Genomic DNA, 25878 nt, shown 5'->3' with positions numbered 1-25878 from the left:
GTTACTTCCGCCGCATCTTCAACAGGTAGATATCCATGATCCAGCCATGTTCGGCGCGGGCTTTCGCCCGGGTCTCAAGGATATTCTGCGCAACCTCATCCAGCGGGCCACTGATCAGAACCTCTTCTTTCATACCCACATAGGCGCCCCACCAGATGTCATAATTTGCCAAATCAAGGGTTTGGAACGAGCATTCGCCGTCCAGCATCACAGCGACGTTCGAGGCCGCATCAGTCCAGCCTTCGTCCCGGATACGACGACCGGTTGTAACAACGTAGGGCGCGCCCAGATCATTGATCGGAATCGCATGGGCGGCGGTCAGCGCCTGCAAGGCGGTGATGCCGGGGATAACCTTGGTATTGGGTTGCGGATTCAACCGGGCAGCGATGCGCAGTGAGCTGTCATAGAGGGACGGATCCCCCCAAATCAGCAGCGCGACATGCTGCGCCTCTGGATGCGCGGCAATGGCCGCTTGCCAGCGCAGGGCGATGGCGTCGTGCCATTCATCGACACCGCGCAGGTAGCCATCGTCGGCCCGGCGCTGGGGAATATCGAAATAGGCGATCTGTGGCGGCGTTTCGGCGACACTCTCGATGATCGCTTCACGCAGCCCGGCCAGATCAGCCTTGTTTTCCCCTTTGCGCGGAATCAGGATCAAATCCGCCGCCCGGATCGCCTGCGCGCCTTGAAACGTTACATGATCCGGATTGCCGGTGCCGATGCCGATCAAGCTCAGATCAATCATCGTCGAACTCCGCCAGCGGACCATAAAGGATCAGCGCCGGTGCTTTGCCAATCTCGGTTTTCAGCTGCTCTGCCAGCGCGCCAATCGTGGCGCGTTGCAGCTTTTGGTCGGGGGTCGAGACGGATTCGGCCATAAGCGCCGAAGTATCCAACGGCAATCCTTGCGTGTGCAGGGCTTCGACCAGCAGGGGAAAGGTGCGCTTGCCCATAAAAACGACGGTCGTGGCCTGCGGATCAGCCAGCGCTTTCAGGTTCAGGTCGTCGGGCAATTCACCACTGACGTCATGGCCGGTCACGAACTGGACCCGCCGGGCCGTGAGCCTGCGCGTCAATGGAATGCCTGCGGCCGCTGCCGCTGCCACTGCTGAGGGGACGCCGGGAATGATCTCATAGGCGATTCCGGCTGCGCGCAGGGCGACAAGCTCTTCCTCTAGCCGTCCGAACATACCGCCGTCGCCGGATTTCAGGCGCACCACATGCTGACCGGACTGCGCGTAATCCACCAGCAACCGGCTGACATGGTCCTGCTTGGGGGACAGACGACCGGCCCGCTTTCCGACGCCAACCAGATCCGCATCGTCGCGCGCATGGCTCAGGATCGGGCCGCTGCTGAGATCGTCGAACAAGATCGCATCGGCCTTTTGCATCCGGTCCACCGCCTTGAGCGTCAGTAGTTCCGGATCGCCGGGGCCAGAGCCGATGAAAGAAACAAAGCCGCTCATGCCGACGCCTCCGCAATCAGGTGAAAGAACGTGCCAGTGACATTGCCACGCAGTGATCCGGTTTGCGGACCTTCTTCCCCTTCGGCGTCAAACACGCGTGCCAATGGGGCGTCCGGTTGATCCACGATCGAGGAATAGTGGAACTCGTGCCCGCGCAAGGCTGCGCCTTTGGCAAAGCCGGGCATGGGGGCCAACAACTCGGCCTTTCTGTAGCCAAGATTGAACTTGCGCTTCTGGTAGGATGTGACGAGGCCCAGCAAGCCGGCCATTTCATGTTGCACGCCGTCCTTGTCGATCAGCGCCTGACCAAGTGCCATGTAGCCGCCGCATTCTCCGTGCACCGGCTTTGTTTCCGCATGTTTTCGCAAACCACTCAGGAAGGTGGTGGCCGCTGCCAATGTTCCGGCGTGCAATTCGGGGTACCCGCCGGGCAGCCAGACCAGATCGGCATCCGCCGCCGGAGGTTCGTTCGCCAAGGGGGAAAAAGGCAAGATCTCGGCACCCGCATCGTGCCACCCCTGCAAAAGGTGGGGGTAGGTAAAGGAAAAGGCGGCATCACGGGCCAGCGCGATTCGCTGGGCGGGGGGGCGCGGCAGCGCGGCTGACGATGGCCCGCCGGGGCCTGAGGAAGCCGCCCGCTTGATTGCGTCAAGGTCCACATGTTCTCGCAAGAACGCGGCATAACCTACAATGGCGCTTTCCAGATCGGGATGTTCGACCGCCTGAATAAGTCCCAGATGCCGCTCGGGCAGGGTCAAATCACCACGCCGGGGCAGGACGCCCAGAACAGGCAGGCCCGCGCGCTCCATCCCCAGACGGGTCAGGCGTTCATGGCGGGGGCTGGCGCATCGGTTCAGGATCACTCCGGCAAAGGGCAGGTCAGGATTGTACATCCTGAACCCCAGCGCCGTTGCCGCCGCTGATTGTGCCTGCCCGCCCACATCCAACACAAGTACAACGGGCCAGCCCATGCGCAGGGCGGTCTCGGCGCTTGAACCGTGCCCAACTTCGCCGGGCTTTGCGACACCGTCGAACAAACCCATCGAGCCCTCGGCCACCACAATGTCAGCGCCTTCAGCCTGAGCGGAAATAGCGCTGAACAGGGGATCCGTCATTGCCCAGCTGTCCAAATTGAACGAAGCCCGCCCGGCAGCCGCCCGGTGAAAGGCGGGATCGATATAATCCGGCCCGCTTTTAAAGGGTTGCACGGTCAGGCCATCTTCGGCCAGCGCGCGCAAAAGGCCCAGCATGACCGTCGTCTTGCCGGTACCCGAAGAGGGTGCTGAAATCAGAATACCCGGAGGGTTAGTCATCACCGTGGCTCCAGCTTGACCAAGGGCTGTCGGCACTTTGCGGGCGATAGCGGCGGTCGTAATCTCTGGAATAAAGACAGCTTTCGTCAAAACCCTCACCGGCCAGCGCGGGGCCGACCATGATCAAAGCCGTGCGCGAGATGCTTTCGTCCAGCGACCCTTTCAGGGTTTCCAGCGTTGCGCGGATGATCTTTTCATCCGGCCAGCTTGCGCGATACACAACGGCCACCGGACAATCGGCGCCATAAGCCGGGGTAAGGTCTGCGATAACCTTGTCCAGATTGCCGATTGACAGATGAATAGCCAAAGTCGCGCCGGTACGGGCAAAATTCACCAGCGTTTCACCTTCGGGCATGGATGACGCGCGCCCCGGCGTCCGGGTCAGAACCACCGATTGCGCCAGTCCCGGCAGGGTCAGTTCGGTGCCCAGGGCCGCTGCGGCGGCGGCAAAGGATGGTACGCCAGGGGTCACACTGACCGGAATGCCCATTTCTTTCAGGCGGCGGATCTGTTCGCCCATCGCCGACCAGACTGACAAATCGCCCGAATGCAGCCGCGCCACATCCTGACCCGCTTTATGCGCGACTTCGATCTCGGCCATGATCTGGTCCAGATCCATGGGCGCAGTGTTGACGATTTTTGCGTCATTGGGGCAGTGGCTCAGAATCTCCTCGGGCACCAGTGATCCGGCATATAGGCACACAGGACACGAGGCGATGATGTCGCGCCCGCGCAATGTCAACAGGTCTGCAGCGCCCGGTCCGGCGCCGATGAAATGAACGGTCATGTTTGTCCTCCGATGGCGATGGCGCAGGTGGCCAGCCGGTCGTCCGAAATGTGTCTGGGTGAAAGCAGCCGCGCGCCGGACCCGGCGGCGGCAAGGGCGGATGCTTCGGCTACGCTGCCGGTGCCATAAGCGGCACGGCTGCGGTTAGAGCATGTCAGGGTGCGTTGTCCGGCCAAATCGGCAGCCGCCACGAAATGCAGCGGAAGGGCAAGGCTTTCCGCAAAGGCCGCCAGCGCAGAGTGGCCGCTTTTGTCGGCAACCGTCGCCAGAGCTTGGACATCATGGCTGGCCGCTGCCGCGTCATAGGCGGCGCGCAAACTGTCTGCCGTCGCGTCTGATGAAAAGCCCAAGCCTGCCACGATCATAAGGTCACGCTCCACTGCACGACCGGATAGGCAGCCTTCCAGCCGCGCCGCGGTCCGAGCGGTGCAGAATGTGCCAGTTCGATCCGCAACAGGTCTCCGCCCAGGTCTTGGTGCCATCGCGCCAACAGGGCTTCGCTTTCCAACGTTACCGCATTGGCGACCAACCGGGTGCCAGCGGGCAGGGCGTCGCGAAGCCACGCCAGCAGGCTGGGGCTGAGCCCACCGCCGATGAAAACCACGTCCGGCAGGGGCAAACCGGCCAGCGCTTCGGGCGCGGTACCGTGGACAACCTGTAACCGATCCTGCCCCAGCGCGTCGGCATTGCGACGAATGCGTTCGGCCCTGTCTGCGCGGGGTTCGATACTGGTGGCGGTCAGGGTCGGGTCACACATCAGCCATTCGATGCTGATCGAACCAGTGCCACCGCCGATATCCCACAGATGCTCGCCCCGCTGCGGGGCCAGTGCGGACAGGGTCAGTGCCCGGATCGGGCGTTTGGTGATCTGACCGTCGGTTTCAAAAAGATCATCTGGCTTGCCCGAGGCCTTGGACAGTCCCCGCCCTGTGCCGGTCACTTCCAACCCGACGCAGACGGGATGATCGAAGGTTCCCAGCAAAGCTTCGGTCAGGCTCACTGTCTGGACGCTTTCACGCGGGCCGCCGAGGGCCTGCATCACATGCAACGCGCTGTCGGCAAATCCGGTTTCGCTAAGATATGTCGCCAGTTCAGCAACTGCCTTGCCGTCACGCAATAGCGCAATGGCATGAAGTCCCGGGGCCAGATGCGGTCGCAATCGGGTCAAAGGCGCAGCGTGCAGGCCAAAGGTCAGCGTGCTTTCCAAAGGCCAGCCCAGCCGCGCAGCGGCCAGCGAAAATGTGGACTGGCCGGGCAGGGCGGTCCACTCGTTGGCATCGAAGTTACGCGCGATGACGGACCCCGCGCCAAACCAGAACGGATCACCTGACGCCAGAACCACCGTCTGCCGTCCGCGCAGGCCTTTCAGGATCGGCAATCCGTCCGAGAACGGCACCGGCCATTCGACGCGCTCAGCCTCGTTTTCCGGCAGCAGCGACAGGTGACGAGGCGGCCCCATGATCACTTCGGCCCGGTCCAGCACTTGACGGCTTGCAGGCGACAGGCCATCAAGCCCATCTTCGCCCAATCCCAGAACGGTCAGCCACGGAGATTCAGACATGCCCAACCTCCTGATTCTTGGCGGCACGACCGAGGCCAACGCTCTGGCCAAAGCTGTTGCGGAACAAGGGATTGCGGCTGTGTATTCTTATGCGGGACGGGTGGAAACCCCGCGTCCGCAGCCGTTGCCGGTGCGAGTTGGCGGGTTTGGCGGCCCGGAAGGTCTGGCCCACTACATCCGTGAAAACGCGATCACCCATGTCGTGGATGCGACCCATCCATTTGCGGCGCAGATGAGCCGGAACGCGATTGAGGCGTGTCACGCAACTCAGGTTCCACTGGCCGCCTTGACCCGCGCGGCGTGGAAGCCGCAACCCGGCGATGTCTGGCACCGCGTGCCCGATATCACTGCCGCCGTCGATGCGCTTGCAGGTGATCCGCAGCGTGTGTTCCTGGCTGTCGGGCGTTTGCATCTTGAAGACTTTGCAGCCCAGCCCCAGCATCACTACCTGCTGCGTCTGGTGGACGAGCCTGACAGCGTGCCTTTTCCTTTGGCGCAGGTTGTCGTAGCCCGGGGTCCTTTTGCAGAAGCCGATGACTGCGCATTGATGCAGCAACACAGGACGCAACTTGTGGTGTCCAAGAACGCGGGCGGCTTGGGTGCGCGCGCCAAGCTGGACGCAGCGCGGGCGCTGGGCCTGCCAGTGCTTATGATCGAGCGCCCTGTTCTGCCTAAGCGGACCGAGCTTTCGGCTGTCACACAGGTTCTGGACTGGGTGTCTCATCCCTGATCCTCGACCGGGGTGAAGCGTGGCGTATAGACGATCGGCGTGCCTTTGCGTTCGATGACTCGGGTGCGCGACGAACCGACAATAACCACGGTCTGCATATCCGCCATCTCGGGCGAGGCCTCGGCCAGAGTAGAAACCCGGATCACCTCATCCGCTCGTGACACGGCGCGCGCAAACAGGATCACCCGCTCGGGCTCGCATTCTTCGCGTAGGATTTCCAGTGTCTTTACAAAGCCTTCCGGGCGAGACTTCGAACGGGGATTATAGAATGCCATCGAAAAATCGGCCTGCGCAGCCAAGCGCAGGCGTTTTTCGATCAGTGCCCAAGGCTTTAGGTTGTCGCTAAGGTTGATGGCGCAGAAATCATGCCCCATCGGAGCGCCCGCGCGGGCAGATGCGGCCAGCATCGCGGTGATCCCCGGCAGCACATCTATCTGAATGTCACGCCATTCTGTTGGGCCATTCTCCAACGCTTCGAACACGGCTGCCGCCATTGCAAACACACCGGGATCGCCCGAGGACACAACAACCACCCGCCTGCCTTCGACGGCCATTTGCAGCGCGTGTTGCGAGCGGTCGATTTCAACCCGGTTATCACTGGCGTGCAGGGTCAGGCCGGGTCGGTCGGCCACGCGGGCCACATAAGGGATGTAGCCCACCACATCGGTGGCGTCGGCCAAAGCCGCTGTAACTTCGGGGGTGACCAGCGTCTCGTCCCCCGGACCAAGGCCTGCGATCTTGACCCAGCCGCTCATGGTCGGCGCCCCTGACCATGAACAACGATGATCGAGAAATATGGGGTGATCTTCTCGCAGGCCTCAGACAATTTTGTCACCGCCTGGTTCGGCATCTGCGCGTATTCGACAATCCATGCGCGGTCATACAGACCAGAGGTTTTCAGCGCGCGTTTCACCTTGTCGATGTTCCGCCCGATTTTCATCACGACCAAGGCATCTGTCTGCGCCATACGTTCAGCCAAAACCTCCTCGGGCAGAGTGCCGACCAGCACGGTCAGCACATCATCGCCCCATGTGATCGGATCGCCCGTGGCCGTCCACGCACCGGACATACCCGTGATGGCTGGCACAACCTCAACCGGAGCTTCGTCACGCAACCGATTGTAAAGATGCATGAACGAGCCGTAGAAAAACGGATCACCCTCGCACAGGACCACCACATCCTCGCCCTGTTCCGACAGCGTCTTCAGGTGTGCTGTGCACTCTTCATAAAACGCGGCCAGCAATTCATTATAACGCGGATCGGTGACCGGAATCTCGGTGGTCACAGGGTATTCCATCGGGAATTCAACCGCGCCTTCGGGGATCATCCCGTTGACGATTTTGCGGGCCTGACCGCTGCGACCCGGTTTGCGAAAGAATGCCACGTGCTTGGCGTTGCGCAGAAGGCGATCGGCCCGGACACTCATCAGATCCGGGTCACCGGGGCCAAGGCCCACGCCGTATATGGTACCCATTTTCATTCCGCCCGGCTTGCGATGGCGTTGATGGCTGCAACGGTGATGGCGCTGCCACCCAGACGGCCTTTGACAATGCAGGACGGAACGGGTTGCGCCTGCCACAACGCGTCTTTGGACTCCATCGCTCCGACAAATCCGACCGGGCAGCCGATGATCGCAGCAGGGCGCGGGCAATCGGGGTCTTCCAGCATGTTCAGCAAGTGAAACAGCGCGGTGGGCGCGTTTCCGATGGCGACCAGAGCACCTTCCAGATGCGGTCGCCAGAGTTCCAGCGCAGCGGCCGAACGGGTGTTGCTCATCTCGGCGGCCAGAGGGCGCACACGTTCGTCATGTAGGGTGCAGATCACCTGGTTGTCTGCAGGCAGACGGAAGCGGGTCACACCCTCGCTGACCATGCGCGCGTCACACAGGATCGCCGCGCCGTTTTCCAGCGCCGTGCGTGCGGTCTGCACAAATCCGGGTGAGAAATGTACAAACTCCTCCAGCCCGACCATGCCGGCGGCGTGGATCATCCGAACGGCGACCTGCTCTTCATCGGCATCAAAGCGGGTCAGATCAGCCTCGGACCGGATGGTGGCAAAGCTTTCCTTGTAGATCGCCGCGCCATCAGTTTCGTAAGTGTAGGGCATCAGGTGAAGTCCATGGTCATGAGTGTTTCGGGGGCGAGCCCGCGTTGGCAGGGCTCATCCCCTGCGCGGCCCTGTTTGACAAGATCAAATCGCCCGTTGTTTCCGACCACTGTGATGTCGGCCGGGCCCATATGGGCGCATCCTTTGGCGCAGCCCGAGACATGCAGGCGACCGGGAATACGCCGGGCCAATGCACGGGCGATGTCGCGGGTTTCCACTTGCGCTTGCGGGCAGAAAGGCGCGCCGGGGCAGGCGTCGGTTGTCATCATCGGATCGGCTCCGTCCGTGACAAAATCCGGGGCGGGTATCGCCGCCCCGCCTTCCAGCAGGATCAGTCGCCACGGGGTGACACGCAGGGCTGAAGCGTCGCTGGCTTCAATCAGTTCACAAAGCTTGCGCGCAGGCAGCGAGCCGAACGCCGCGCCATAGAGAGCACCCAGTTCACAGGGGCCGGGTTGCAGTTTTTCACCGACAGGACCGGGGGCAAATCCCTGCCATTCCTGTGGCAACGCGTGGGTGACCCGCGCCATGCGACGTGTCTCGGCCGTATAGGTCTGGGCAAACCATCGGGCCAGCGCGATCACGTGGTCAATGGCGTCATCCTCGGTCACACATCGCCCGGTTTTGCAGCCGTCGGCGCGCAGGATCAGACCGTCGGCACCCAGTTCCAGACGAATATCTGCGGAATCTGAGGCTAACAGGCGCTTCGGGCCTGTATCTATGGCAAAACCAAACTTAGCGGGCAGAGCAGGCAATTCGGCCAGTCGATCAATCAACTCCTGTGTCAGCCGCGCGGTCAAATCGCCCGCCTGATAGAGCGGTGTAACCAGAATATTGCGGCGTACTTCGATGCCGGGTTCCGCATCAAGCAAGTTCAGCGCCGCAAGTTCCACAAGCAACGGCTGGTGGTCGCGCTCATCCACGCCGCGCAGTTGCAGGTTGGCACGATTGGTCAGGTCGATGGTGCCATTGCCGAACCGTTCAGCCAGTTCGCACAAACCAATAGCCTGCCTGGCATTCAGTCGCGCCAGACGCGGACGGACCCGCACGACCAGCCCGTCGCCTGACATCATCGGACGATGCGCGCCGGGACACCATCCTTGAACGATAGGTGCACTCATCCCAAACCCTCCAAATCGGCCCGGATCGAATTCCGGCGTGTGTTCCAAAGCCCCGCTTCCAGCAGTGCACGGAACCTGTCTTGCATGGCCTGATGGGCCTTCGGGTTGGCCTCTTGCAGAAAGGCATCAACGGCCTCATTGCCCAATGTGGCTTCGTGGTAGAGATCAAACAGATGCGGAGCGACAGTGCCCGACAGATGTGCGAATGAGGCCATGTGATCCAGCGTCGCCGCGATCTCGGCGGCGCCGCGAAACCCATGGCGCTGCATCCCGGCAATCCAGCCGGGGTTGGCAGCGCGGGCATGAACGACGCGGCTGATTTCTTCCGGCAGAGTCCGGGCGCTCGGATTATCGGGGTTGGTGTTGTCCAGATGGTAAAGCTGAGCGGTGCCACCAGTGATGTTTTTGGCGGCGGCAAAACCGGCCTCATGCGTGGCATAATCGTTGGCCAGCAGCAGATCAGTTTCCGTCAGATCCTGGAGGTGAACAAAACTGTCGGCCTTGGCGACACGATCCGTGATCCCCGCTTTGTCCTGCGCGATGTGTTCACCTTCCAACGCGTACGAACTGGCCTCAAGCCATGCCTCCCCGGCTTGGGCGCGCGCATCGTCCGTATAGGTCTCGGACAGATGGGTCATGTTCAGGCCGTAACTGCCGGGTGCCGGGCCAAACACCCGCGCAGCCGGGGCGTGACCGGCATAGGGGTTCCAGTCAGTCGCTTCGTCACGCTCTGACAATGCCCGAACCGCCTGACCATAAAGGGCTGACAACGTGGGGAACACATCGCGAAACAAGCCCGAAACCCGCAGGGTGACGTCCAGGCGCGGGCGGCTCAGGTCGGTGATGGGCAGCACTTCGATACCCGAAACCCGCTCGGATCCCTTATCCCAAACCGGCTTTACACCCAGCAGGTGCAGGGCCATGGCGAATTCTTCGCCCGCCGTGCGCATGGTGGCCGATCCCCACAGATCGACAATCAGCCCTTTCGGGTAATCGCCTTCCTCCTGCAAGTGCCGCCGTACCAGTTCCTCGGCCAGTTTCACGCCTTGCGTGTAGGCAGCGCGGGTGGGCACGGACCGCGGGTCGGTGGTGAACAGGTTTCGCCCGGTCGGCAACACGTCAGAGCGGCCCCGATAGGGCGAGCCGGACGGGCCAGCCTCGATCCGCTTGCCAGCCAACGCATTGATCAGGGCCTTGCGTTCGGCATGGGCGGATGGGGCTGGGTCGAAACTGCCGGTCACATCCGGAACACGCCCATAGACGTGCAGCCCGTCGCCAAACTGGCTTTCTTTGATATCGCAGACAAAGCGGTCGATGCGCGTGATTGCTTCGGCGGTGCTGGTGGCCTGGTTCAGGCCCAGATCGTGCTCCAGCCCAATGGCTTGCGCCTCATCCCGGATATCTTCCTGCAACCGGTCACGGCGTCTGGGGTCAAGGCCGTCCGCGTTTGAGAACTCGTCCAGCAGGGCTTCCAGTCGCACCATCCGGTCAGGCGTTCCGCTTTCTTTCATGGGGGGCGGGATGTGGCCCAGGGTCACGGCGCCGATCCGGCGCTTGGCCTGCGCGGCCTCACCTGGGTCGTTGACGATGAACGGGTAGATCACCGGCAGGTCACGGATCAGCGCCTCGGGCCAGCAGTCTGCTGATAGGGCGACCGATTTGCCGGGCAGCCATTCCAGTGTGCCATGCGCACCGATATGGATCAGCGCGTCCGCGCCAAGACCTTTGCGCAGCCACAAATAGAAGGCCACATAGCTATGGCGCGGGGTACGCGAAAGGTCGTGATAGTCGCCATCACGCAGCTCGGGTGTTCCGCGCTCTGGTTGCAGTGCGACCAGCGCCTTGCCGCGTCGCAAAGCCGTGAAGTGAAACGCGTCATGAGCGAAAGTTGGGTCTTGCTCGGGATTGCCCCATACGGCGTGCAGATCGGTGCGCAGGGTCTGGGGCAATTCAGCGAGCGCACTCAGATAATCCTCAAGCGGCCACGATATCCGGGCGTCCAAGAGTGCGTCGGCAACCGGATCGCCAGCCGCGATGTCGTAGCCTTCACCGCAAAGATCAGACAGCATCGCCTCAGCCGAGGCCAGCGCGTCGAGACCAACCGCATGGGCCATTTGCCAGTCTTTGCCGGGATATGTGGACAGTACCAACGCAGGAACCTGATCTGCCTTGGGTTTGTCATTCAGGGCAAGCCAACCCGATACCCGGTCGATGATCGCCTCGATCCGGTCCGGCTCGGCCCGATGCGCAAAACGCGAGTATTCCAAATGCGGATCGCGCTTGCCCGGCTCTTTGAAAGAGGCAACGCCTGCCGATATTCGCCCGTCCACTTCGGGCAATACCACATGCATGGCGAGGTCGGCGGGTGACAGGCCGCGTTCGGCCTCGGCCCAGGCCTTGCGTCGCGAGGTGGCGAGAGCGACCTGAAACACCGGCACATCCGCTGCGTCCAGAGGTGACGTGCCGGACGCGCCCTTGCCCGAGAATGAAGTGGCGTTGATGATCGCCGACGGTCTCAAGGCAACGACCTGTTCCCTGAGCCAGTCGGCAGCGGCCGGAGCCTTGAGCGACGGGGCAAACAGACCCACCGCCTGAAGCCCGCGGGCGCGCAGGTTGCGGATCAGGGCCGCGACCGGGGCGGTGTCTGCGGATGTCAGATACGCGCGATAAAAGGTGACAAGGATGCGTTTCGTATCGTTCTGGAATGCGGAACCCACCGGGACGACACCCTGATCTGGACACCACGCACCGCATTCGGGCAGGGTTTTCGCGCCCATCACCGGCCCGGCATAAAGTCCTGCTGCCAACGCCATCTGGGCCAATGCGGCCTGCGCGGCGATTTCGCCGCCGATGTCACACAGATGTGCCAGCCGCCGCAGGGTCGAGAGGGGCAGGGTCGAATACTCATCCAACCGAGCGTCTTCGCGCCCATCCGCCGGTAAAACGGCCAGCGCGATGCCTTTGGCCTGCGCCAGTGCCAGAACCTGTTGCAGCCCGTAAGACCAATAGGGCACGCCACCTATCAGACGGATCAGGATGCCCTTTGCGCCCTCAAGTGTCTGTTCGACATAGGTATCGACGGACAGAGGGTGCTTCAGCGCCGCAAGATTGGCCAGCCGCATCGTGGGCATCCGCCCCTCAGGCCCGCCGCCGCGATGCCAGCCCGCCGCGAAAGCGCCCAGGTCACTGTCGGAAAAGGACAGCACAACCAGATCACCCGGGCTTTGGCCCAGATCGGTTGGGGTCTCGGTTTCCTCGAGCCCGTGACTTTCGCGAAAGACGACGTGCATGACTTACTCGGCAACCTCGGTCACACCCACGAGGATATCACGGATCTCGGCCTCTTTGATGTCGTCATGCTCGGCAATCACGACCAGGCGCGAGCGGCGCTCTTCACCGGGCTCCCATGGGCGGTCGTATTGGTGACGAACCCGCGCGCCGACAGCCTGAACCAGCAGGCGCATCGGTTTGCCAGCGACGGCGGCATAGCCTTTGACGCGCAGGATATTCAGCTCAGTCGCAAGACGTTCGATTCTGGCTACCAGTTCCGCAGGGTCGGTCTGTTCCGGCAACTCGACGATGATGCTCTCGAAATCGTCATGCTCATGATCGTGATGGCCATCGTGATGTGACGGGCGCGCGTCCATGTCATCTTCGGCGGCAGCCTCAAGGCCAATCACGACACGTACGTCGACGACACCCTCGGCGACTTCGACAACGGGAAGCGGCCGCGGTGCCTCGGCGGCGATGATCTGTTTGGCTTTCGCGACACCTTCGGGACCTGCCAGATCGGGCTTGGTCAGCAGGATGATATCCGCACACGAGATTTGATCTTCGAACACCTCGGACAAGGGTGTTTCATGATCAATCGAGTCATCAGCCAGCCGTTGGGCATCCACCGCTTCAACGTTCGGAGCAAAGCGACCGGCGGCCACGGCCTCGGCATCGGCCAGCGCAATCACGCCATCAACGGTGATTTTCGAACGGATATCAGGCCAATCAAATGCTTTCAGCAGCGGTTTGGGCAGTGCAAGGCCGGATGTTTCGATCAGGATGTGATCCGGGCGCGGTTCCAGCGCCATCAGCGCCTCGATGGTCGGGATGAAATCATCAGCCACGGTGCAGCAAATGCAGCCGTTTGCCAGTTCCATGATGTTTTCCGCAGGGCAATCCGGTATCGCGCAGGATTTCAGAATGTCGCCATCAACACCCACATCGCCAAACTCGTTAACAACAATCGCCAGCCGCTTTCCCTGCGGGTTCTGCATCAGATGGCGCACCAGCGTGGTTTTGCCCGAGCCCAGAAAGCCGGTGATCACGGTGACGGGAAGTTTTTCTAGGTTCGACATGATCTCAGCCTCCAATCGGGGGTATGCGCGAGGCGCAGTTTTTGCGGAAATGTTCAGGACGGTCGCGCCACTTCACCAGACCATCGTCTGTGGCCAGATACTTGGTCACACCATCGATGATGACATCGACGTGATCGATTTCGTTCAGGTTCTCGTAAACAAAGGTCCAGCGATCCGGCCCGCCCCGAAGAACGATGGAACAGCCCTGATCGCAGTTCGAAAGGCATTCGACAGGTTTCAGAATGATGCCATCTGGCAGGGCAGCCTGTTCCAAGGCCTTGTGCAACAATGTGCCGGGACGCTCAGCGTCATCCTCGACGGGCAGACCCCGGCGGCAAGTCGTGCAGACCAGTAGTTCTACCGGTGCGGTCTCGGTCATGTCTCTCATCCCCCCAAATCCTCTTCGCGGGGGACGGGGTTTCATGCGGGCACCACGTCTGCACATGGACCCGACACCGGAACACCCCGCCCGGTTTCAACTTCGGGTGTTGGCAGGTCTCCCGGCTTGCGGATGCCAGAGCGGTCGCTCTGTCGGATGTCCCGCCTTCCCGGCACAGGCCAGTGGCATTGGGCATCCTCTCCGGTCACGGTCGCGGGGGCGGCTGCGCTTGGCGGATGAACCGTTGACGCATTCCCTTTTCATCGGCTGTTGCCGACACCAACGTCCGGGACATGCGGCACCGCCGACCCGCTTGTCAAGCGGTTCGCGCGCTACAAATAAGCCAAGGTGAAAAAAGCGACCTGTAGGCGTCGTTCGGCGGCATGAAGTGCGTGTTCGGTATGTGGTCGCATGACGGGAAAACGACGAACTTGGAGATGCGTCATATGAAAGTGGGATTTATCGGTCTGGGTAACGTTGGCGGCAAGCTATCGGGATCCCTTTTGCGCAATGGCATTGACCTGACTGTTCATGACCTGAACGCAGATCTGGTGGCCGAATTTGTCGCCAAAGGCGCAAAGGCGGCAGAAGGGCCCGCCCAGCTGATGCGCGATTGCGATGCGGTGATCACCTGTCTGCCGTCTCCGGCAGCATCGGACGCAGTCATGCAGGAGATGTTGCCCGAAGTGGGCCCCGGCAAGATCTGGATGGAGATGTCGACCACGGACGAAGCCGAAGTCAAACGCCTGGGTGCCGAAGTCATATCGCGCGGCGGTGCAGCTGTGGATTGCCCGGTTTCTGGCGGGTGCCACCGTGCCGCGACGGGCAATATCTCGATCTTTGCGGGCTGTGACCGGGAAACGTTTGAACGAATTCTGCCGTTCCTGACGACAATGGGCCGCCGGGTTTTGCACACCGGCGAGTTGGGCTCGGCCTCGGTGTTGAAAGTGATGACCAACTATCTTGCCACTGCCAACCTGATCACCTGCGCCGAAGCACTGGTCACGGCAAAGGCTGCGGGGATGGATCTGAACACGACCTATGAGGCGATCAAAATCTCGTCCGGCACGTCCTTCGTGCACGAAACCGAAAGTCAGGTCATCCTGAACGGGTCGCGCGATATTTCCTTCACCATGGATCTGGTGAAGAAGGATATCGGTTTGTTTCAGGAGGTCGCCGACCGCGCCGGGGTGCCGCTGGAAATAAACCCGGTGATGATCAACATCTTTAACGATGGTATCGCGCGCTATGGCGAACGCGAGCTTTCACCAAATATTATCAAACGGCTGGAAGAGGCAACCGGCCTGGATATCACCGCCCCGGGCTTTCCAGCCGAAATGACGGATGATGAGCCGGAAGAGCCGGGATACGAGGTTGTGCCACAAGGGCGCGCCTGAACGTAAGGCAAACACCAGACTACATCGCGCCCCGTGAACGAGCAGGGGTAGGCAGGTGTTCTGAAAAAAAACACGTCATATCTGGCCCGCTGTTCGACAGAATCGCGGGCCATGAACGTCTGAAAATACCAAGCGTCACACGCGCGTACTGCGGGGCCAAGTCAGCGATTAGGATGTTGTTGGAGGCGAGTACCGGAATCGAACCGGTGTACACGGATTTGCAATCCGCTGCGTCACCACTCCGCCAACTCGCCTTTTCAAGTAAAATCAAATACTTGCCGTGGTGTGACTGGGTTTTTAACAGCTTTCCTCTGGGGCGTCCAGTGGATTGCGCTCGAAATTGCCGGCAAGATCGAAATTTGCCGACGTCCACGCCCAAGGAGGTGATCAAGATTCAGGTTGCGGCAACAGGGGCGTTGCTGGAAGGTTCAGGATATGGCACAAGCCCGACATCTTTGGGAATGAGACGAGATATCCAATGACTGACTTCGCAGCCCGGCGCCGCACAATGGTTGATACACAGATCCGCCCCTCTGACGTCACCAAGTTCCCGATCATTGAGGCGATGCTGAGTGTTCCGCGGGAAAGCTTCGTGCCCGATTCTCAACGCGAGGCGGCCTATGTGGACGGCCTGATTGATCTGGGGGACGGGCGCAGCATGTTGGAGCCGCGGACCCTGGCTAAAATGCTGGACGCGCTGAACATATCCAAGGATGAGATGGTCCTCGATATCGCTCCGGCAATGGGGTATTCCACGGCTGTCACCGCGCGGATGGCTGAGTTGGTTGTGGGTGTTGAAAGCGACGAAACCCTTGCAGCCGAGGCGCAAAACCTCTTGGCCGAAGCTGACGTGCACAACGCCATTATCCACGTCGGCGCGCTGGAACAGGGTGTGGCAGAGCACGGCCCCTATGATGCGATCATGGTGCAGGGCGGTGTCGAGCAGGTGCCCAATGCCCTGTTGGATCAACTCAAGGATCACGGTCGGATCGTGTGTCTGTTTGTCAACGGCAACCTGGGCACCGTGCGGATCGGTCGAAAAACCGGTGGTCGCGTCAGTTGGCGTGATGTGTTCAATGCCAATGCGCCGGTTCTGGAAGGTTTTTCGGCAGAGTGTGCATTTTCGCTATAGTCCGCCGATAGATTTTTCTATCACCTTGATTAGTTGAAAAGAAGGCCGCAAACTGCCTGCAGGGCAGTGTAATTTCGTTTGAGAGGATTTTGGTATGCGTGGTTCGGCGACAGGTAAGCTGGTCAGGGCGTTTGCTGTGACCGCAGGACTTGCCATGAGCGTGATGCCAGGGCGTGCAGCGTGGGCAGACAACATAACGGATGCGTTCATCGGTGCGTATAACACCAGTGGTTTGCTTGAACAGAACCGGGCGTTGCTGCGCGCAGCGGATGAAGATGTGGCCATTGCGCTTTCTGCGTTGCGACCAATCATCAACTGGACCGTGCAGGTCAGCCAGGATTACACCCGGTCGCGGGTCAATAACGTCGTGACGACAAACGAACCGTCGCGGTTCTTTTCGGGCCTGACGCTGAGCCAGCTTTTGTATGATGGCGGCGCGTCTGTGCTGGGCAAACAGTCGGCGCAGGAAACGGTACTGTCTACCCGGCAAACCCTGATTGATATCGAACAACAGGTTCTTATTCGCGCAGCAAATGCCTATCTGGGCGTCTTGTTGCAGGAAGAGACCGTGGCGATCCGCCAGAACAACGTGGATGTGTCAGCAGAGGAACTTAGGGCGTCGAATGACCGCTTCGAAGTGGGCGAAGTAACCCGGACGGACGTCGCATTGTCCGAAGCACAGCTGGCAAGCTCTCAGGCTGATCTGGCGGTGGCACGTGGCGAGTTGAGCATTGCGCAGGCCGAATACGTGAACGCAGTCGGAAAGGCACCGGGGCGAACGGCTGGTCAGCCGAGCCTGCCCAATCTGCCGCGTTCCGAAGCTGAAGCTGTGAACCTGGCGCAGCGCAACCACCCGGCCATTCTGTCGGCGCAGCATCAGGTCAGGGCGTTTGATCTGGTCGTGCAGCAGCAACGGGCAAACCTTGGGCCGAATGTCAGCCTGAATGCCGATGCTGGCGTGTCCGAGCGTTATGACAATAATGACTATGTGAACGACGCCACCGTGTCGCTGAACTTCACACAACCCATCTACGCGGGTGGCCGGTTGGCGGCAAATGTCCGCCGCGCAATGGCCAGCCGGGATGCCTCGCGTGCGAATCTTCTGAACGTTCAAAAGAACATCACGCAGGGTGTGACCGACCGTTATGCGGCGTTTCAGGCGGCCAGCGCCAGTCTGAGGGCGTCAACCGAGCGCGTTAACGCCTCACAGGTGGCGTTTGATGGCATCCGGGAAGAGGCAACTCTGGGCGCGCGAACAACTCTGGATGTATTGAATGCACAGCAGGATTTGCTGGATGCACAGCTGGCAGAAGTCGCTTCGCGCACCGAACGGTCGCGGGCTGCCTATCAGTTGTTGCAGGCGCAGGGCCTTCTGACAGCCGAGCGTCTTGGGCTGGCGGTGCAAATCTATGATCCGACTTTGTATTACAATCTGGTCAAGAATGCGCCGGCACAGGTCAGCAAGCAAAGCAAGGATCTGGATCGCGTTCTCAAAGCATTGCGCCGGGACTGATCGCCAATACTATCTGTTGTGAGGCGCGGATTGTTTGGCTACACTCGATCCAAGGATAGAGCGGTAGAGAACAATGTCTGATAATGTCGTGAAAGCAGGGATCGAAGACGTTCTGTCTTCGGTCAAACGTCTGGTCAGTGAAGACAGTCGTGATAAAACCGTCGCGGATCAAACGACTAAGGCACGCAAGCCGGGGCGGCTGGTGCTTACAGATGCTTTGCGGATCAGCACACCAGATCAATTGGGGGTGATTCCCGCTAAAGCTGTATCAGAAGCCGAAGTTTCAGATGCTGCGAAGCCGATGTTGCTGCGCACCTGCGATATCGTTCAGACGGGTCAACCCGCGAACGCCGACCAGGACAAGCCAGAAACAGCCGAGACGAAACGCGCCGCGGCGGATGATGCAACAAGCAGCCTGAGTGCAAAGATCGAAGCGCTGGAAGCGGCCATTGCGCAAACAGAAGATCAGTGGGAACCGGACGGTGACAGCCAGGATGCATATTCGGGCACACCGTCTCACGCGCTGCCATGGGATGTCGAAGAAGAATTTGCCGCTGCGATGTCGATTGATGCTGCCGGTGGTGACGAACCAGAGGCGGTTCAGCGGGACGAAGACGCATCTTATCAGGCGGAATTCATCCGGTCGTCTCAGGCTGTTGTGTCTGATGCTGATTCCGAAGAACCTGGTTCCGACGAAAACGTCAGGACGATCGACATGGATGAAGACGCTCTGCGCACCCTGATCGCAGAGGTTGTCCGCGCCGAGCTGCAGGGAACGATGGGTGAGCGGATTACACGAAATGTGCGCAAGATGGTCAGGCGAGAGATCGCCCGCGCTCTTGCGGCTCAGGATCTAGAGTAACTCTCAGCCACGGTGCGGGGGCTGCGCGAGGCTGAGAAGCAGGTCAAGGTCCATGTGGCGCTCCAGATGATCGGCCAGATCGTCCAGCGCCTGCTCGACGCCGTCCTCATAGGACAGGTCCGAGGTCACGCCTAACGCTGACAAATACCGCGCACGGAATGCGTCGGACGAAAAGATACCGTGCAGATAACTTCCCTTGATCCGCCCGTTTGCGCTGGCCGCGCCTTCAGGGCGGCCTTCGACCTCAAGCCATGCATTGGTGCAATCCGGCCCGCTTGTATGCCCCATGTGGATTTCGTATCCGGTGACCGGCTCTCGGTCCGGCAAGGCATGGGCCGTACGCAGGACAACTTGCTTTTGTCCTCCCATGACTGTGTCTACATCCAGCACCCCCAACCCGTCGACCTTACCCGGTCGACCATCTACGCCATCGGGGTCTGAAATGGTCTTGCCCAGCATCTGAAAGCCACCACAAAGACCCAGCACATGCCCGCCGCGCCGAACATGACCGTACAGGTCGATGTCCCAGCCTTGTGCACGGAAATAGGCTAGATCTCCGATGGTAGATTTGCTGCCCGGTAGCAAAACCAGATCGGCATCGCCCGGCAATGCGCGTCCGGCCGGAATGATCTCGACACTCACACCGGGTTCGGCCGACAATGGATCAAGGTCGTCGAAATTCGCCATCCGTTCAAGCTGTGGCACAACAACCTTGCAGGTGCCGCCTGTGTGAGAGCGGATGTCCATCATATCTTCGGCCGGAAGTTTCCAGGCGTTATGAAACCACGGCACAACCCCAAGACAGGGCCACCCTGTACGAGAGGCAATATCATCGCGCCCTTCGTCAAAAAGGGACACATCGCCCTTGAACCGATTGACGGCGAAGCCCCGAATTCGCGCAAGATCGCCGTCGTCCAGAACCGCCTGAGTGCCGACGATCTGTGCGATCACACCGCCGCGGTGAATGTCGCCGACAAGTATTACAGGTATGTTCGCAGCGCAGGCAAAGCCCATATTGGCGATGTCACCCTTGCGCAGGTTTGTTTCGGCCGGGCTGCCCGCCCCTTCGATCAGAACCAGATCCGCGTCGTTGCACAGCCGGTCAAAGCTTTCCAGTGCGGCGCTTAGCAGCCTGGATTTATCCTTGCGGTAATCACCGGCTTTCATGGTGCCCGCGCGCTGCCCCTGAACAATGATCTGCGCGCCGGTATCAGTTTCAGGTTTTAGCAATACTGGGTTCATATCCGTATGCGTCGCCCGCCTTGCCGCCCGTGCCTGAAGGGCCTGTGCGCGACCGATTTCCCCACCGTTTTCTGTAACAGCAGCATTGTTCGACATGTTCTGCGGTTTGAAGGGCGCAACCCGAAGACCCCGCCGTGTAAAAGCCCGCGCAAGCCCCGCCACCAGAACGGATTTTCCGACATTGCTGCCGGTGCCTTGAATCATGATGGCGCGAACCATGGGTTGTCTCCTACCTGTCAAGGCGCAGATGACCTGATTTGGGCAGGCAGGGGAAGCCCCGAACTCACCCTGACGCCCAGGATCGTGATGGGATACGCATAGAAAAACGCGCTCTGATGGCAGAGCGCGTTTTTTCTGAGTTGAAACAGCCTTGGATCAGGCAGCTTCAGCCTGCTGAGCGGCATTGCGACGCTCGCTTTCTTCACGCGACAGCGCGACCGAGGTCCGCACGCCACGGCCAACGAACTCCATCAGTCCGCTGACAACCCGCTCGTTCGGGTCGATTCCCGCGCAAGACAGCACTTCGCGTCCATCGCGCGAGCGCGCCCAACGGGCGATTTGTTCCGGGCCATTGCCATACTTCTTGTCATCGGCAATGGCGTCATCGAGTGCGGCCAACACAACGGCCGCGAAAAGTTTGCGAGCACGATTGCCTTGTTCGTTGTTAAAGGCAGTGCCGTCAACGAAATCTCTCATCTCGTCTTCCTTGTTTTTCTTGCTCTTGCAATTTTCGGCGTGACGGTCCTTATGACCGATAAAGTGCGATTCGGATACAGCTAATATGCATAGTTGCGTTGCGTCACTTGCATATCTCGCTGCACGTGCAGCACTAGGTTTGGTTGTCTTGTCAGGTATGTTCCCGCCAGATATAGGAGGCGCAACTGACGCATCAACCGTTTGTGAAGGAATTATGTAATGCCCAAGATAAATGGGAACGAAATTCGCCCCGGCAATGTGCTTGAGCATAACGACGGCCTTTGGGCCGCGGTCAAGGTTGACCATGTGAAGCCCGGCAAGGGTGGCGCTTTCGCGCAGGTCGAACTGCGCAACCTGCGCAATGGTTCGAAACTGAACGAACGGTTCCGCTCGGCTGACAAGGTTGAGCGTGTGCGCCTTGAACAGAAGGATCAGCAGTTCTTGTATGAAACCGATGGCATGCTGGTCTTCATGGATGCCGAAACATACGAACAGATTGAATTGCCAGCGGATTTGCTGGGCGAGCGTCGTCCGTTCCTTCAGGATGGCATGACGATTGTTGTCGAATTCTACGAAAGTGAAGCGCTGAACGCGACGCTGCCGCAGAAAGTGACCTGCAAGATTGTCGAAACTGAGCCGGTCGTAAAAGGTCAGACCGCCGCGAACTCGTTCAAGCCTGCAATTCTGGACAATGGCGTGAAAGTCATGGTGCCGCCGTTCATCGGTCAGGATGAAATGATCATCGTGAACACCGAAACGATGGAATATTCCGAACGCGCGTGACGTTTCGTCGCTTTTAGTGTCAGACCGCGCAAGCAGCCGCTGCGCGGTCTTTTTTTATGCACTGTTGCGGTACCGGTAATGCGCGGGGTCCGGGCCGAATAGTTCTAGCATCAGCTCGTATTTGATGCGGTTGGCACTGACTTGTCTGTAAAAGGCGATCAGGAACGCGGTCGGGCCCTGTATCCGGCCAAGCCCGCTGGTCGCGGCCACCACCGTGCCGACGTCGGTCTTTCCTTGCAGCACCAGATAACCGCCCAACATCAGAATACCGACGGTTCCGGCGCCGTTGATTACGCTCAGGAGAAACTTGGCCGAAAGCTTCCAAAGAAACATGCGCCGCCTTGTGTCATAGATGTCGTCGAACAGGGCATTGATATCCCGCTCGACGGCATCGATATCCTCGGTGGTCAGCCTATCAGTGGCGCTGCGCAAAAGGCGGACGCGTTCGGCGACGAACGTGTTCACTTTGCGTTGCGACACCAGAACGATAATGATCTGCGGCACAATCATGGAAAACGCGATAAGGCCAAGGCCTGGCTGCGTTGAGGATATGTACCCGATCACGCTGACCAGCGTTCCAACCTGAACCACCGGGTCCGAGAACGCGCCCCCGGCAAACTTGCCCAGCTCCTCAGCCTCGGCTGAGATAGCGGTCGTCATGGTACCTTTGCGCAGATTTTCACCCGTTTCCTTCAGGTCGGTCGCGCGCCACAGCAAGCGTTGCCGGATCAGCCGGATCATGTCTTCGCCCAATGTACCCGCGCGAAAACCCAGAACCCATTTCAGGGCGAGGCTCAGCAGGATGACAATCATCATGCCGATGCCCAGCAGAACCAGCTTTTCGACATGAAGATCGTTGGACGTAAGATGGTTGACGATATCGCGTTGAAACTCAAGCGGAACCGCGGCAAGCGCAGCAATGGCAATGGATAACAGAATGAGGACAATCTGCCGTCCGGCGCTGGCGCGCCAAATCGCGGAGTAAAGCTGAAACATGCTGGTATCCGTGTTGCCCCTGTGCCGACACATTGGCAGGGCAGGGTAACGGGTTCAAACTTTACGAGATAAACGGCGGATAAGGCCGTGCCGATTTGGCAACAAGTTACGCTTGATCCGTCAGGCGAACCACGATGTCTCCGGCCATCATGTCTGAATTCGCACGGTCAAAGCGCAGATACGCGATCCCGTGTCCGCCTGATTGCGTGAACAGGGTGCCGACAGGTTTGCCGTTTGCGGCAATCTCAGTCCCCACCGGAACCGAGCCTTCGACAAAGACCCGCCGCAAGCCTTTGCGCAATTCGGTCTTGTGCTTCATGCGCGCAGTCACTTCCTGACCGACATAGCAACCCTTTTTGAAATCCACGCCGTTCAGCGCCTCGAACCCGGATTCGAGGATATAGCTGTCTGGCGTCAGTTCGACCCCAGCCTCGGGGATGCAGTGTCGAACGCGCAGCGCGTCCCAGTCGGTTCCGTCATCGCCTTCTGGGGCTGTCGAATAGTCACGCCAACCCATATCCGGGTGACGGGGGTCGGGCAGGGCAGTGTCCGGTGCTGGACCTGTGCCGCGTTGCAGATTTAGATCCGTGCCTTCGATCACCACGTCCGCACGGAGTTTGTACATGTTCAGGCGCTTGATCAGGTCATCCGCAAGTGGCTCGGCCACGTCCAGCAGCACGCCACCTTCATCGCGTTTCAGAAAGAAATCGGCCAGATACTTGCCCTGTGGAGTAAGCAACGCCGTATAAACAAACCCATTGCCCAGCCCCCGGACGTCATTGGTGACAAGGTCCTGCAAAAAGTCTTCGGTGTCCGAGCCGGTCAGGCGCAGGATGCGGCGGGTGGGCATGGCTTGGTCCTCGTCATTGCCTTTGGCCTCGTGATATAGGAAGTCCCGCAGTCAAGACCAGAGGTTATCGGACGTGCCCGCACCCGTCACTGTAGTGATTCCAACCTTGAATGCCGCCGGTTCCTTGCCTGCGTGCCTTGAAGCCCTGATGGAAGGGGTGCATTCCGGGCTGATCAGGGACCTGATCGTCAGCGATGCAGGCTCAACAGACCAGACGTTGAGAATTGCAGAAGATGTTGGCGCGCTTGTTCTGAAAGGTGAGCCGTCGCGCGGCGGTCAATTGCGCCGGGGGTGTGCGCAGGCTGATGGTGAATGGTTGTTAATCCTTCATGCCGATACCGTGCTGCAACAGGGATGGGCCGAGAGCGTAAGCGCCCATCTACCCTCCAACGCACCAGCTGCGTTTCGGTTGGCTTTTCGCGCGCGTGGGTTTGCGCCGACCTGGGTGGCCGGATGGGCCAATTTGCGCAGCAGGCTGTTCGGTTTACCGTACGGAGATCAGGGGTTGCTGGTTCCGCGTGATGTCTATCTGGCAGCTGGTGAGTATCCGGACCAACCCTTGATGGAAGATGTGGCGCTGGTGCGCGCATTGCCACGGATCGCAATACTCGAGTCGCGCGCCTTTACGAGCGCGGAGCGCTATGAACAGGCAGGTTGGACTCGACGGGGCATGCGGAACTTGTGGACACTTCTGCGCTACTTTCTGGGGGTTGATCCACAGGTGTTGGCGCGGGGCTATCGACGTTGAGCGCCCGGCGCAATTCGACCAAAGATTTTCCCAGTCGAAACGGGGCAGCAAAGCTAACAAGACAAAGCGCCACGATTTGCAGAACCAGAATATGGGCATTGGCCTGCAGGTATTCCCATTCGTCCTTCAACTTGCCGACCTGCTGGATCAGATCGTCATAGCTTTGTGCCAGGATCTGATAATCTCCGGCAATCGCGGGTACCTTACGGCGCATGTTGTCGATGGCCACCTGAGTTTTGTCGTCCAGAGACGTGAATACGAGGAACTGGTCGATATTGAAAGCATCAGCTTTTGCCGTCATATCCCGCAGCTCGTCCATTTCATCTTTGCCCTGACTTCCGAACAGGAAGTGCAGGCCCTGCAGGGGGGCCACTTCGTTGGTTACGGCGATGAACAGGGGCAATTCCGAGTTGCTGGCAGTTGATGCCGACAGGAATTCAACCTTGTCGCACAGCACTGCCGTGTCAGGATCGTAAGCAGGGTCGCAGAAACGCAGACGAAACCGTGCGGCATCCCGGTCGAATGCCAATGTTGCGGCGTAGGCTACATCAATCTGGCGATCCAGTCGCGAACTGTCCGACGTATAAAGCCCCGCCAGAACAGCCACCAATGCGCCGATGCCTCCCAGCACGACCCAGACCAGATCGGCCAGTTTCCATGCCCTGTGCCCTGCTGGCTTGCGGAACAAAAAGGCGGTGCCGATCGATCCTGACAGAAAAAACAGGATTAGCAGGGGCAATTGGTTGTCTGTCACAAAACTCATGTGCCCGATCTTAGAACGTGATGCGCGTCCTGCAACCGGGATCACGTGCAGTTGTAACTTCTTACCGGGCACAAGGGCGCAGGACGAGACCAGAAACGGCTTGCGGACACGTCCCCAACAGTGGCGGTAATTTGACCACTGGAATCCGGCTTGACAAAAATCCCGGTTTTGGCAGACACCACGCCCAAGTGAAATGGGGCCAAAGACCCTTTTTACGCACGAATTCTGCGGGAAAGGTTCGGGTATGACCCTGTTCGTCATTCTGATTATTCTGTCGGCGGCGCTGCTGCATGCCGTATGGAATGCCATCGTGAAAACGGCAGCGGACCGCACCACCATGCTGGGTCTGGTCGCGTTGGGTCAGGTCTTGCCGGCGGCGGTTATGGTGATGGTCCTGCCGTTGCCGAACACGCAGAGCTTTGTTTATATCCTGCTCTCGACCATCGTGCATTTCGGCTATTACTTCATGCTGGGCAAGGCCTACCAGCATGGCGATCTGAGTGTGGTTTACCCCATAGCACGCGGGATTGTTCCGGCACTGGTCTCGCTTTGGGCGATGGCGCTGGTGGGCGAAGTTCTGCCCTGGCAGGCCTGGGGTGGGATCGCCCTGATCGCGGTTGGCATTCAGCTGAGCAGCTGGGCGGCGCTGCGTTCGGGCGTCGGGCGCAGCGCGCTGGGATTTGCGCTGGGAACCGGGTTCTGCATTTCGATCTATTCGGTGGTTGATGGGATTGGGGTGCGGCTGTCAGGCAATACGCTCAGCTATTGGGCGTGGGGGGCCTTTCTGCACCTGTTCATTGCAGGGTTTATCGGGATCAGGAAACGCACCACCCTCAAAGACCTGCCAGTCAGAATATGGATGACGGGCCTTTTGGGTGGGCTGGTTTCGATGACAGCGTATGGTCTGGTGCTTTACGCCAAGAACTTTGCGCCGCTTGGGGCGGTTTCGGCCCTGCGGGAAACCTCGGTCATCTTTGCGGCGCTGATCGGGTTCATTTTCCTGAAAGAAGGCAACTGGATGCGACGCCTGGGCGCCGCGGTCCTCATGGCGATTGGCGTCGCGCTGATCGGCACGGCGGTCTGA

The 25878-nt window shown here is 59.9% G+C and carries 25 protein-coding genes, 1 tRNA gene, 1 pseudogene and 1 riboswitch; of the genes and pseudogenes, 8 read left to right on the top strand and 19 right to left on the bottom strand.

Annotated elements, in window-relative coordinates; genetic code table 11:
* Position 1: 1 nt before the first annotated feature.
* Genes cobF through cbiE form a run of 6 tightly spaced genes read right to left on the bottom strand, consistent with a single transcriptional unit; the run spans position 2 to position 5127 of the window.
* A complete protein-coding gene (cobF, locus tag ACR0LL_RS07185) occupies positions 2 to 745 on the bottom strand; it encodes a precorrin-6A synthase (deacetylating) (RefSeq protein WP_480585102.1) in 744 nt (247 codons plus the stop codon).
* Complete coding sequence (gene cobA, locus ACR0LL_RS07180) at positions 738 to 1466, bottom strand: uroporphyrinogen-III C-methyltransferase (RefSeq protein ID WP_480585099.1); 729 nt, start codon at positions 1464 to 1466, stop codon at positions 738 to 740. The genes cobF and cobA overlap by 8 nt, the downstream gene beginning before the upstream one ends.
* Entirely contained in the window at positions 1463 to 2779 is a 1317-nt protein-coding gene (locus ACR0LL_RS07175) for a cobyrinic acid a,c-diamide synthase CobB (RefSeq protein WP_480585096.1), read from the bottom strand. Before ACR0LL_RS07175 ends, cobA begins: the two co-directional genes overlap by 4 nt.
* Entirely contained in the window at positions 2772 to 3566 is a 795-nt protein-coding gene (gene cobM / locus ACR0LL_RS07170; RefSeq protein ID WP_480585094.1) for a precorrin-4 C(11)-methyltransferase, read from the bottom strand. Before cobM ends, ACR0LL_RS07175 begins: the two co-directional genes overlap by 8 nt.
* Positions 3563 to 3931, bottom strand: coding sequence for a cobalamin biosynthesis protein (locus ACR0LL_RS07165; RefSeq protein ID WP_480504562.1), 369 nt, complete (start codon positions 3929 to 3931; stop codon positions 3563 to 3565). Before ACR0LL_RS07165 ends, cobM begins: the two co-directional genes overlap by 4 nt.
* The gene (gene cbiE, locus ACR0LL_RS07160; protein ID WP_480585093.1) at positions 3928 to 5127 is read right to left on the bottom strand and encodes a precorrin-6y C5,15-methyltransferase (decarboxylating) subunit CbiE; all 1200 of its coding nucleotides are present in this window, start codon (positions 5125 to 5127) and stop codon (positions 3928 to 3930) included. Before cbiE ends, ACR0LL_RS07165 begins: the two co-directional genes overlap by 4 nt.
* On the opposite strand from cbiE, the gene ACR0LL_RS07155 reads away from it, so the two are divergent.
* On the top strand, positions 5126 to 5857 hold the full coding sequence (locus tag ACR0LL_RS07155) for a cobalt-precorrin-6A reductase (RefSeq protein ID WP_480585090.1): 732 nt from the start codon (positions 5126 to 5128) through the stop codon (positions 5855 to 5857). The genes cbiE and ACR0LL_RS07155 overlap by 2 nt on opposite strands.
* Here ACR0LL_RS07155 and cobJ read toward each other — a convergent pair.
* From cobJ to ACR0LL_RS07120, 7 genes are read right to left on the bottom strand one after another with little or no spacing between them, the layout of a single operon-like run.
* On the bottom strand, positions 5848 to 6612 hold the full coding sequence (cobJ, locus tag ACR0LL_RS07150) for a precorrin-3B C(17)-methyltransferase (protein ID WP_480585088.1): 765 nt from the start codon (positions 6610 to 6612) through the stop codon (positions 5848 to 5850). The two genes, ACR0LL_RS07155 and cobJ, sit on opposite strands and share 10 nt — an antisense overlap.
* Positions 6609 to 7337, bottom strand: coding sequence for a precorrin-2 C(20)-methyltransferase (locus tag ACR0LL_RS07145; protein ID WP_480585086.1), 729 nt, complete (start codon positions 7335 to 7337; stop codon positions 6609 to 6611). Before ACR0LL_RS07145 ends, cobJ begins: the two co-directional genes overlap by 4 nt.
* Complete coding sequence (locus tag ACR0LL_RS07140) at positions 7334 to 7963, bottom strand: precorrin-8X methylmutase (RefSeq protein WP_480504570.1); 630 nt, start codon at positions 7961 to 7963, stop codon at positions 7334 to 7336. The genes ACR0LL_RS07145 and ACR0LL_RS07140 overlap by 4 nt, the downstream gene beginning before the upstream one ends.
* Positions 7963 to 9084 carry a cobalamin biosynthesis protein CobG gene (locus ACR0LL_RS07135; RefSeq protein WP_480585084.1) on the bottom strand — a complete coding sequence of 374 codons (1122 nt, stop codon included), beginning with the start codon at positions 9082 to 9084 and terminating at the stop codon, positions 7963 to 7965. Before ACR0LL_RS07135 ends, ACR0LL_RS07140 begins: the two co-directional genes overlap by 1 nt.
* Positions 9081 to 12374, bottom strand: coding sequence for a cobaltochelatase subunit CobN (gene cobN / locus ACR0LL_RS07130; protein ID WP_480585081.1), 3294 nt, complete (start codon positions 12372 to 12374; stop codon positions 9081 to 9083). Before cobN ends, ACR0LL_RS07135 begins: the two co-directional genes overlap by 4 nt.
* A 3-nt stretch (positions 12375 to 12377) precedes the next feature.
* The gene (gene cobW, locus ACR0LL_RS07125; RefSeq protein ID WP_480585078.1) at positions 12378 to 13433 is read right to left on the bottom strand and encodes a cobalamin biosynthesis protein CobW; all 1056 of its coding nucleotides are present in this window, start codon (positions 13431 to 13433) and stop codon (positions 12378 to 12380) included.
* 4 nt (positions 13434 to 13437) lie between these two features.
* A complete protein-coding gene (locus ACR0LL_RS07120) occupies positions 13438 to 13812 on the bottom strand; it encodes a DUF1636 family protein (protein ID WP_480585076.1) in 375 nt (124 codons plus the stop codon).
* A 94-nt stretch (positions 13813 to 13906) separates the two neighbouring features.
* Positions 13907 to 14111, bottom strand: a riboswitch (cobalamin riboswitch).
* Positions 14112 to 14213: 102 nt separating this feature from the next.
* Between ACR0LL_RS07120 and ACR0LL_RS07115 the strand changes: the two genes are divergently transcribed.
* Positions 14214 to 15209: an NAD(P)-dependent oxidoreductase gene (locus tag ACR0LL_RS07115; protein ID WP_480517776.1), complete on the top strand. Its 996-nt coding sequence runs from the start codon at positions 14214 to 14216 to the stop codon at positions 15207 to 15209.
* 180 nt (positions 15210 to 15389) lie between these two features.
* Here ACR0LL_RS07115 and ACR0LL_RS07110 read toward each other — a convergent pair.
* A tRNA-Cys gene (locus ACR0LL_RS07110) sits at positions 15390 to 15463 on the bottom strand.
* Positions 15464 to 15687: 224 nt separating this feature from the next.
* On the opposite strand from ACR0LL_RS07110, the gene ACR0LL_RS07105 reads away from it, so the two are divergent.
* The 3 genes from ACR0LL_RS07105 (at position 15688) to ACR0LL_RS07095 (ending at position 18716) form a co-directional block, all read left to right on the top strand.
* Positions 15688 to 16341: a protein-L-isoaspartate O-methyltransferase family protein gene (locus ACR0LL_RS07105; protein ID WP_480585074.1), complete on the top strand. Its 654-nt coding sequence runs from the start codon at positions 15688 to 15690 to the stop codon at positions 16339 to 16341.
* Between the two features lie 94 nt (positions 16342 to 16435).
* On the top strand, positions 16436 to 17854 hold the full coding sequence (locus tag ACR0LL_RS07100; RefSeq protein ID WP_209503355.1) for a TolC family outer membrane protein: 1419 nt from the start codon (positions 16436 to 16438) through the stop codon (positions 17852 to 17854).
* A gap of 73 nt (positions 17855 to 17927) precedes the next feature.
* Positions 17928 to 18716: a hypothetical protein gene (locus ACR0LL_RS07095; protein WP_480585072.1), complete on the top strand. Its 789-nt coding sequence runs from the start codon at positions 17928 to 17930 to the stop codon at positions 18714 to 18716.
* 3 nt (positions 18717 to 18719) lie between these two features.
* On the opposite strand, the gene ACR0LL_RS07090 is transcribed toward ACR0LL_RS07095, so the two are convergent.
* Entirely contained in the window at positions 18720 to 20177 is a 1458-nt protein-coding gene (locus ACR0LL_RS07090; RefSeq protein WP_480585069.1) for a cobyric acid synthase, read from the bottom strand.
* Positions 20178 to 20333: 156 nt separating this feature from the next.
* Positions 20334 to 20654: a DUF6280 family protein gene (locus ACR0LL_RS07085; RefSeq protein WP_037310273.1), complete on the bottom strand. Its 321-nt coding sequence runs from the start codon at positions 20652 to 20654 to the stop codon at positions 20334 to 20336.
* Between the two features lie 219 nt (positions 20655 to 20873).
* Here ACR0LL_RS07085 and efp point away from each other — a divergent pair, with 219 nt between their 5' ends.
* Positions 20874 to 21437 carry an elongation factor P gene (gene efp / locus ACR0LL_RS07080; RefSeq protein ID WP_209503361.1) on the top strand — a complete coding sequence of 188 codons (564 nt, stop codon included), beginning with the start codon at positions 20874 to 20876 and terminating at the stop codon, positions 21435 to 21437.
* Between the two features lie 54 nt (positions 21438 to 21491).
* On the opposite strand, the gene ACR0LL_RS07075 is transcribed toward efp, so the two are convergent.
* A complete protein-coding gene (locus ACR0LL_RS07075; protein WP_480484218.1) occupies positions 21492 to 22433 on the bottom strand; it encodes an ABC transporter transmembrane domain-containing protein in 942 nt (313 codons plus the stop codon).
* 106 nt (positions 22434 to 22539) lie between these two features.
* Positions 22540 to 23283: a CAF17-like 4Fe-4S cluster assembly/insertion protein YgfZ gene (gene ygfZ / locus ACR0LL_RS07070; RefSeq protein ID WP_480585066.1), complete on the bottom strand. Its 744-nt coding sequence runs from the start codon at positions 23281 to 23283 to the stop codon at positions 22540 to 22542.
* 73 nt (positions 23284 to 23356) lie between these two features.
* Between ygfZ and ACR0LL_RS07065 the strand changes: the two genes are divergently transcribed.
* Entirely contained in the window at positions 23357 to 24031 is a 675-nt protein-coding gene (locus ACR0LL_RS07065; RefSeq protein WP_480585064.1) for a TIGR04283 family arsenosugar biosynthesis glycosyltransferase, read from the top strand.
* 7 nt (positions 24032 to 24038) lie between these two features.
* Here ACR0LL_RS07065 and ACR0LL_RS07060 read toward each other — a convergent pair.
* Positions 24039 to 24794: pseudogene (locus tag ACR0LL_RS07060) on the bottom strand (hypothetical protein); the annotation flags it as partial.
* A gap of 244 nt (positions 24795 to 25038) precedes the next feature.
* Here ACR0LL_RS07060 and ACR0LL_RS07055 point away from each other — a divergent pair.
* Complete coding sequence (locus ACR0LL_RS07055; protein WP_480585061.1) at positions 25039 to 25878, top strand: EamA family transporter; 840 nt, start codon at positions 25039 to 25041, stop codon at positions 25876 to 25878.

The sequence above is a fragment of the Ruegeria sp. AI2 genome (assembly GCF_056541275.1).
This window is presented reverse-complemented; position numbering and strand designations above follow the sequence as displayed.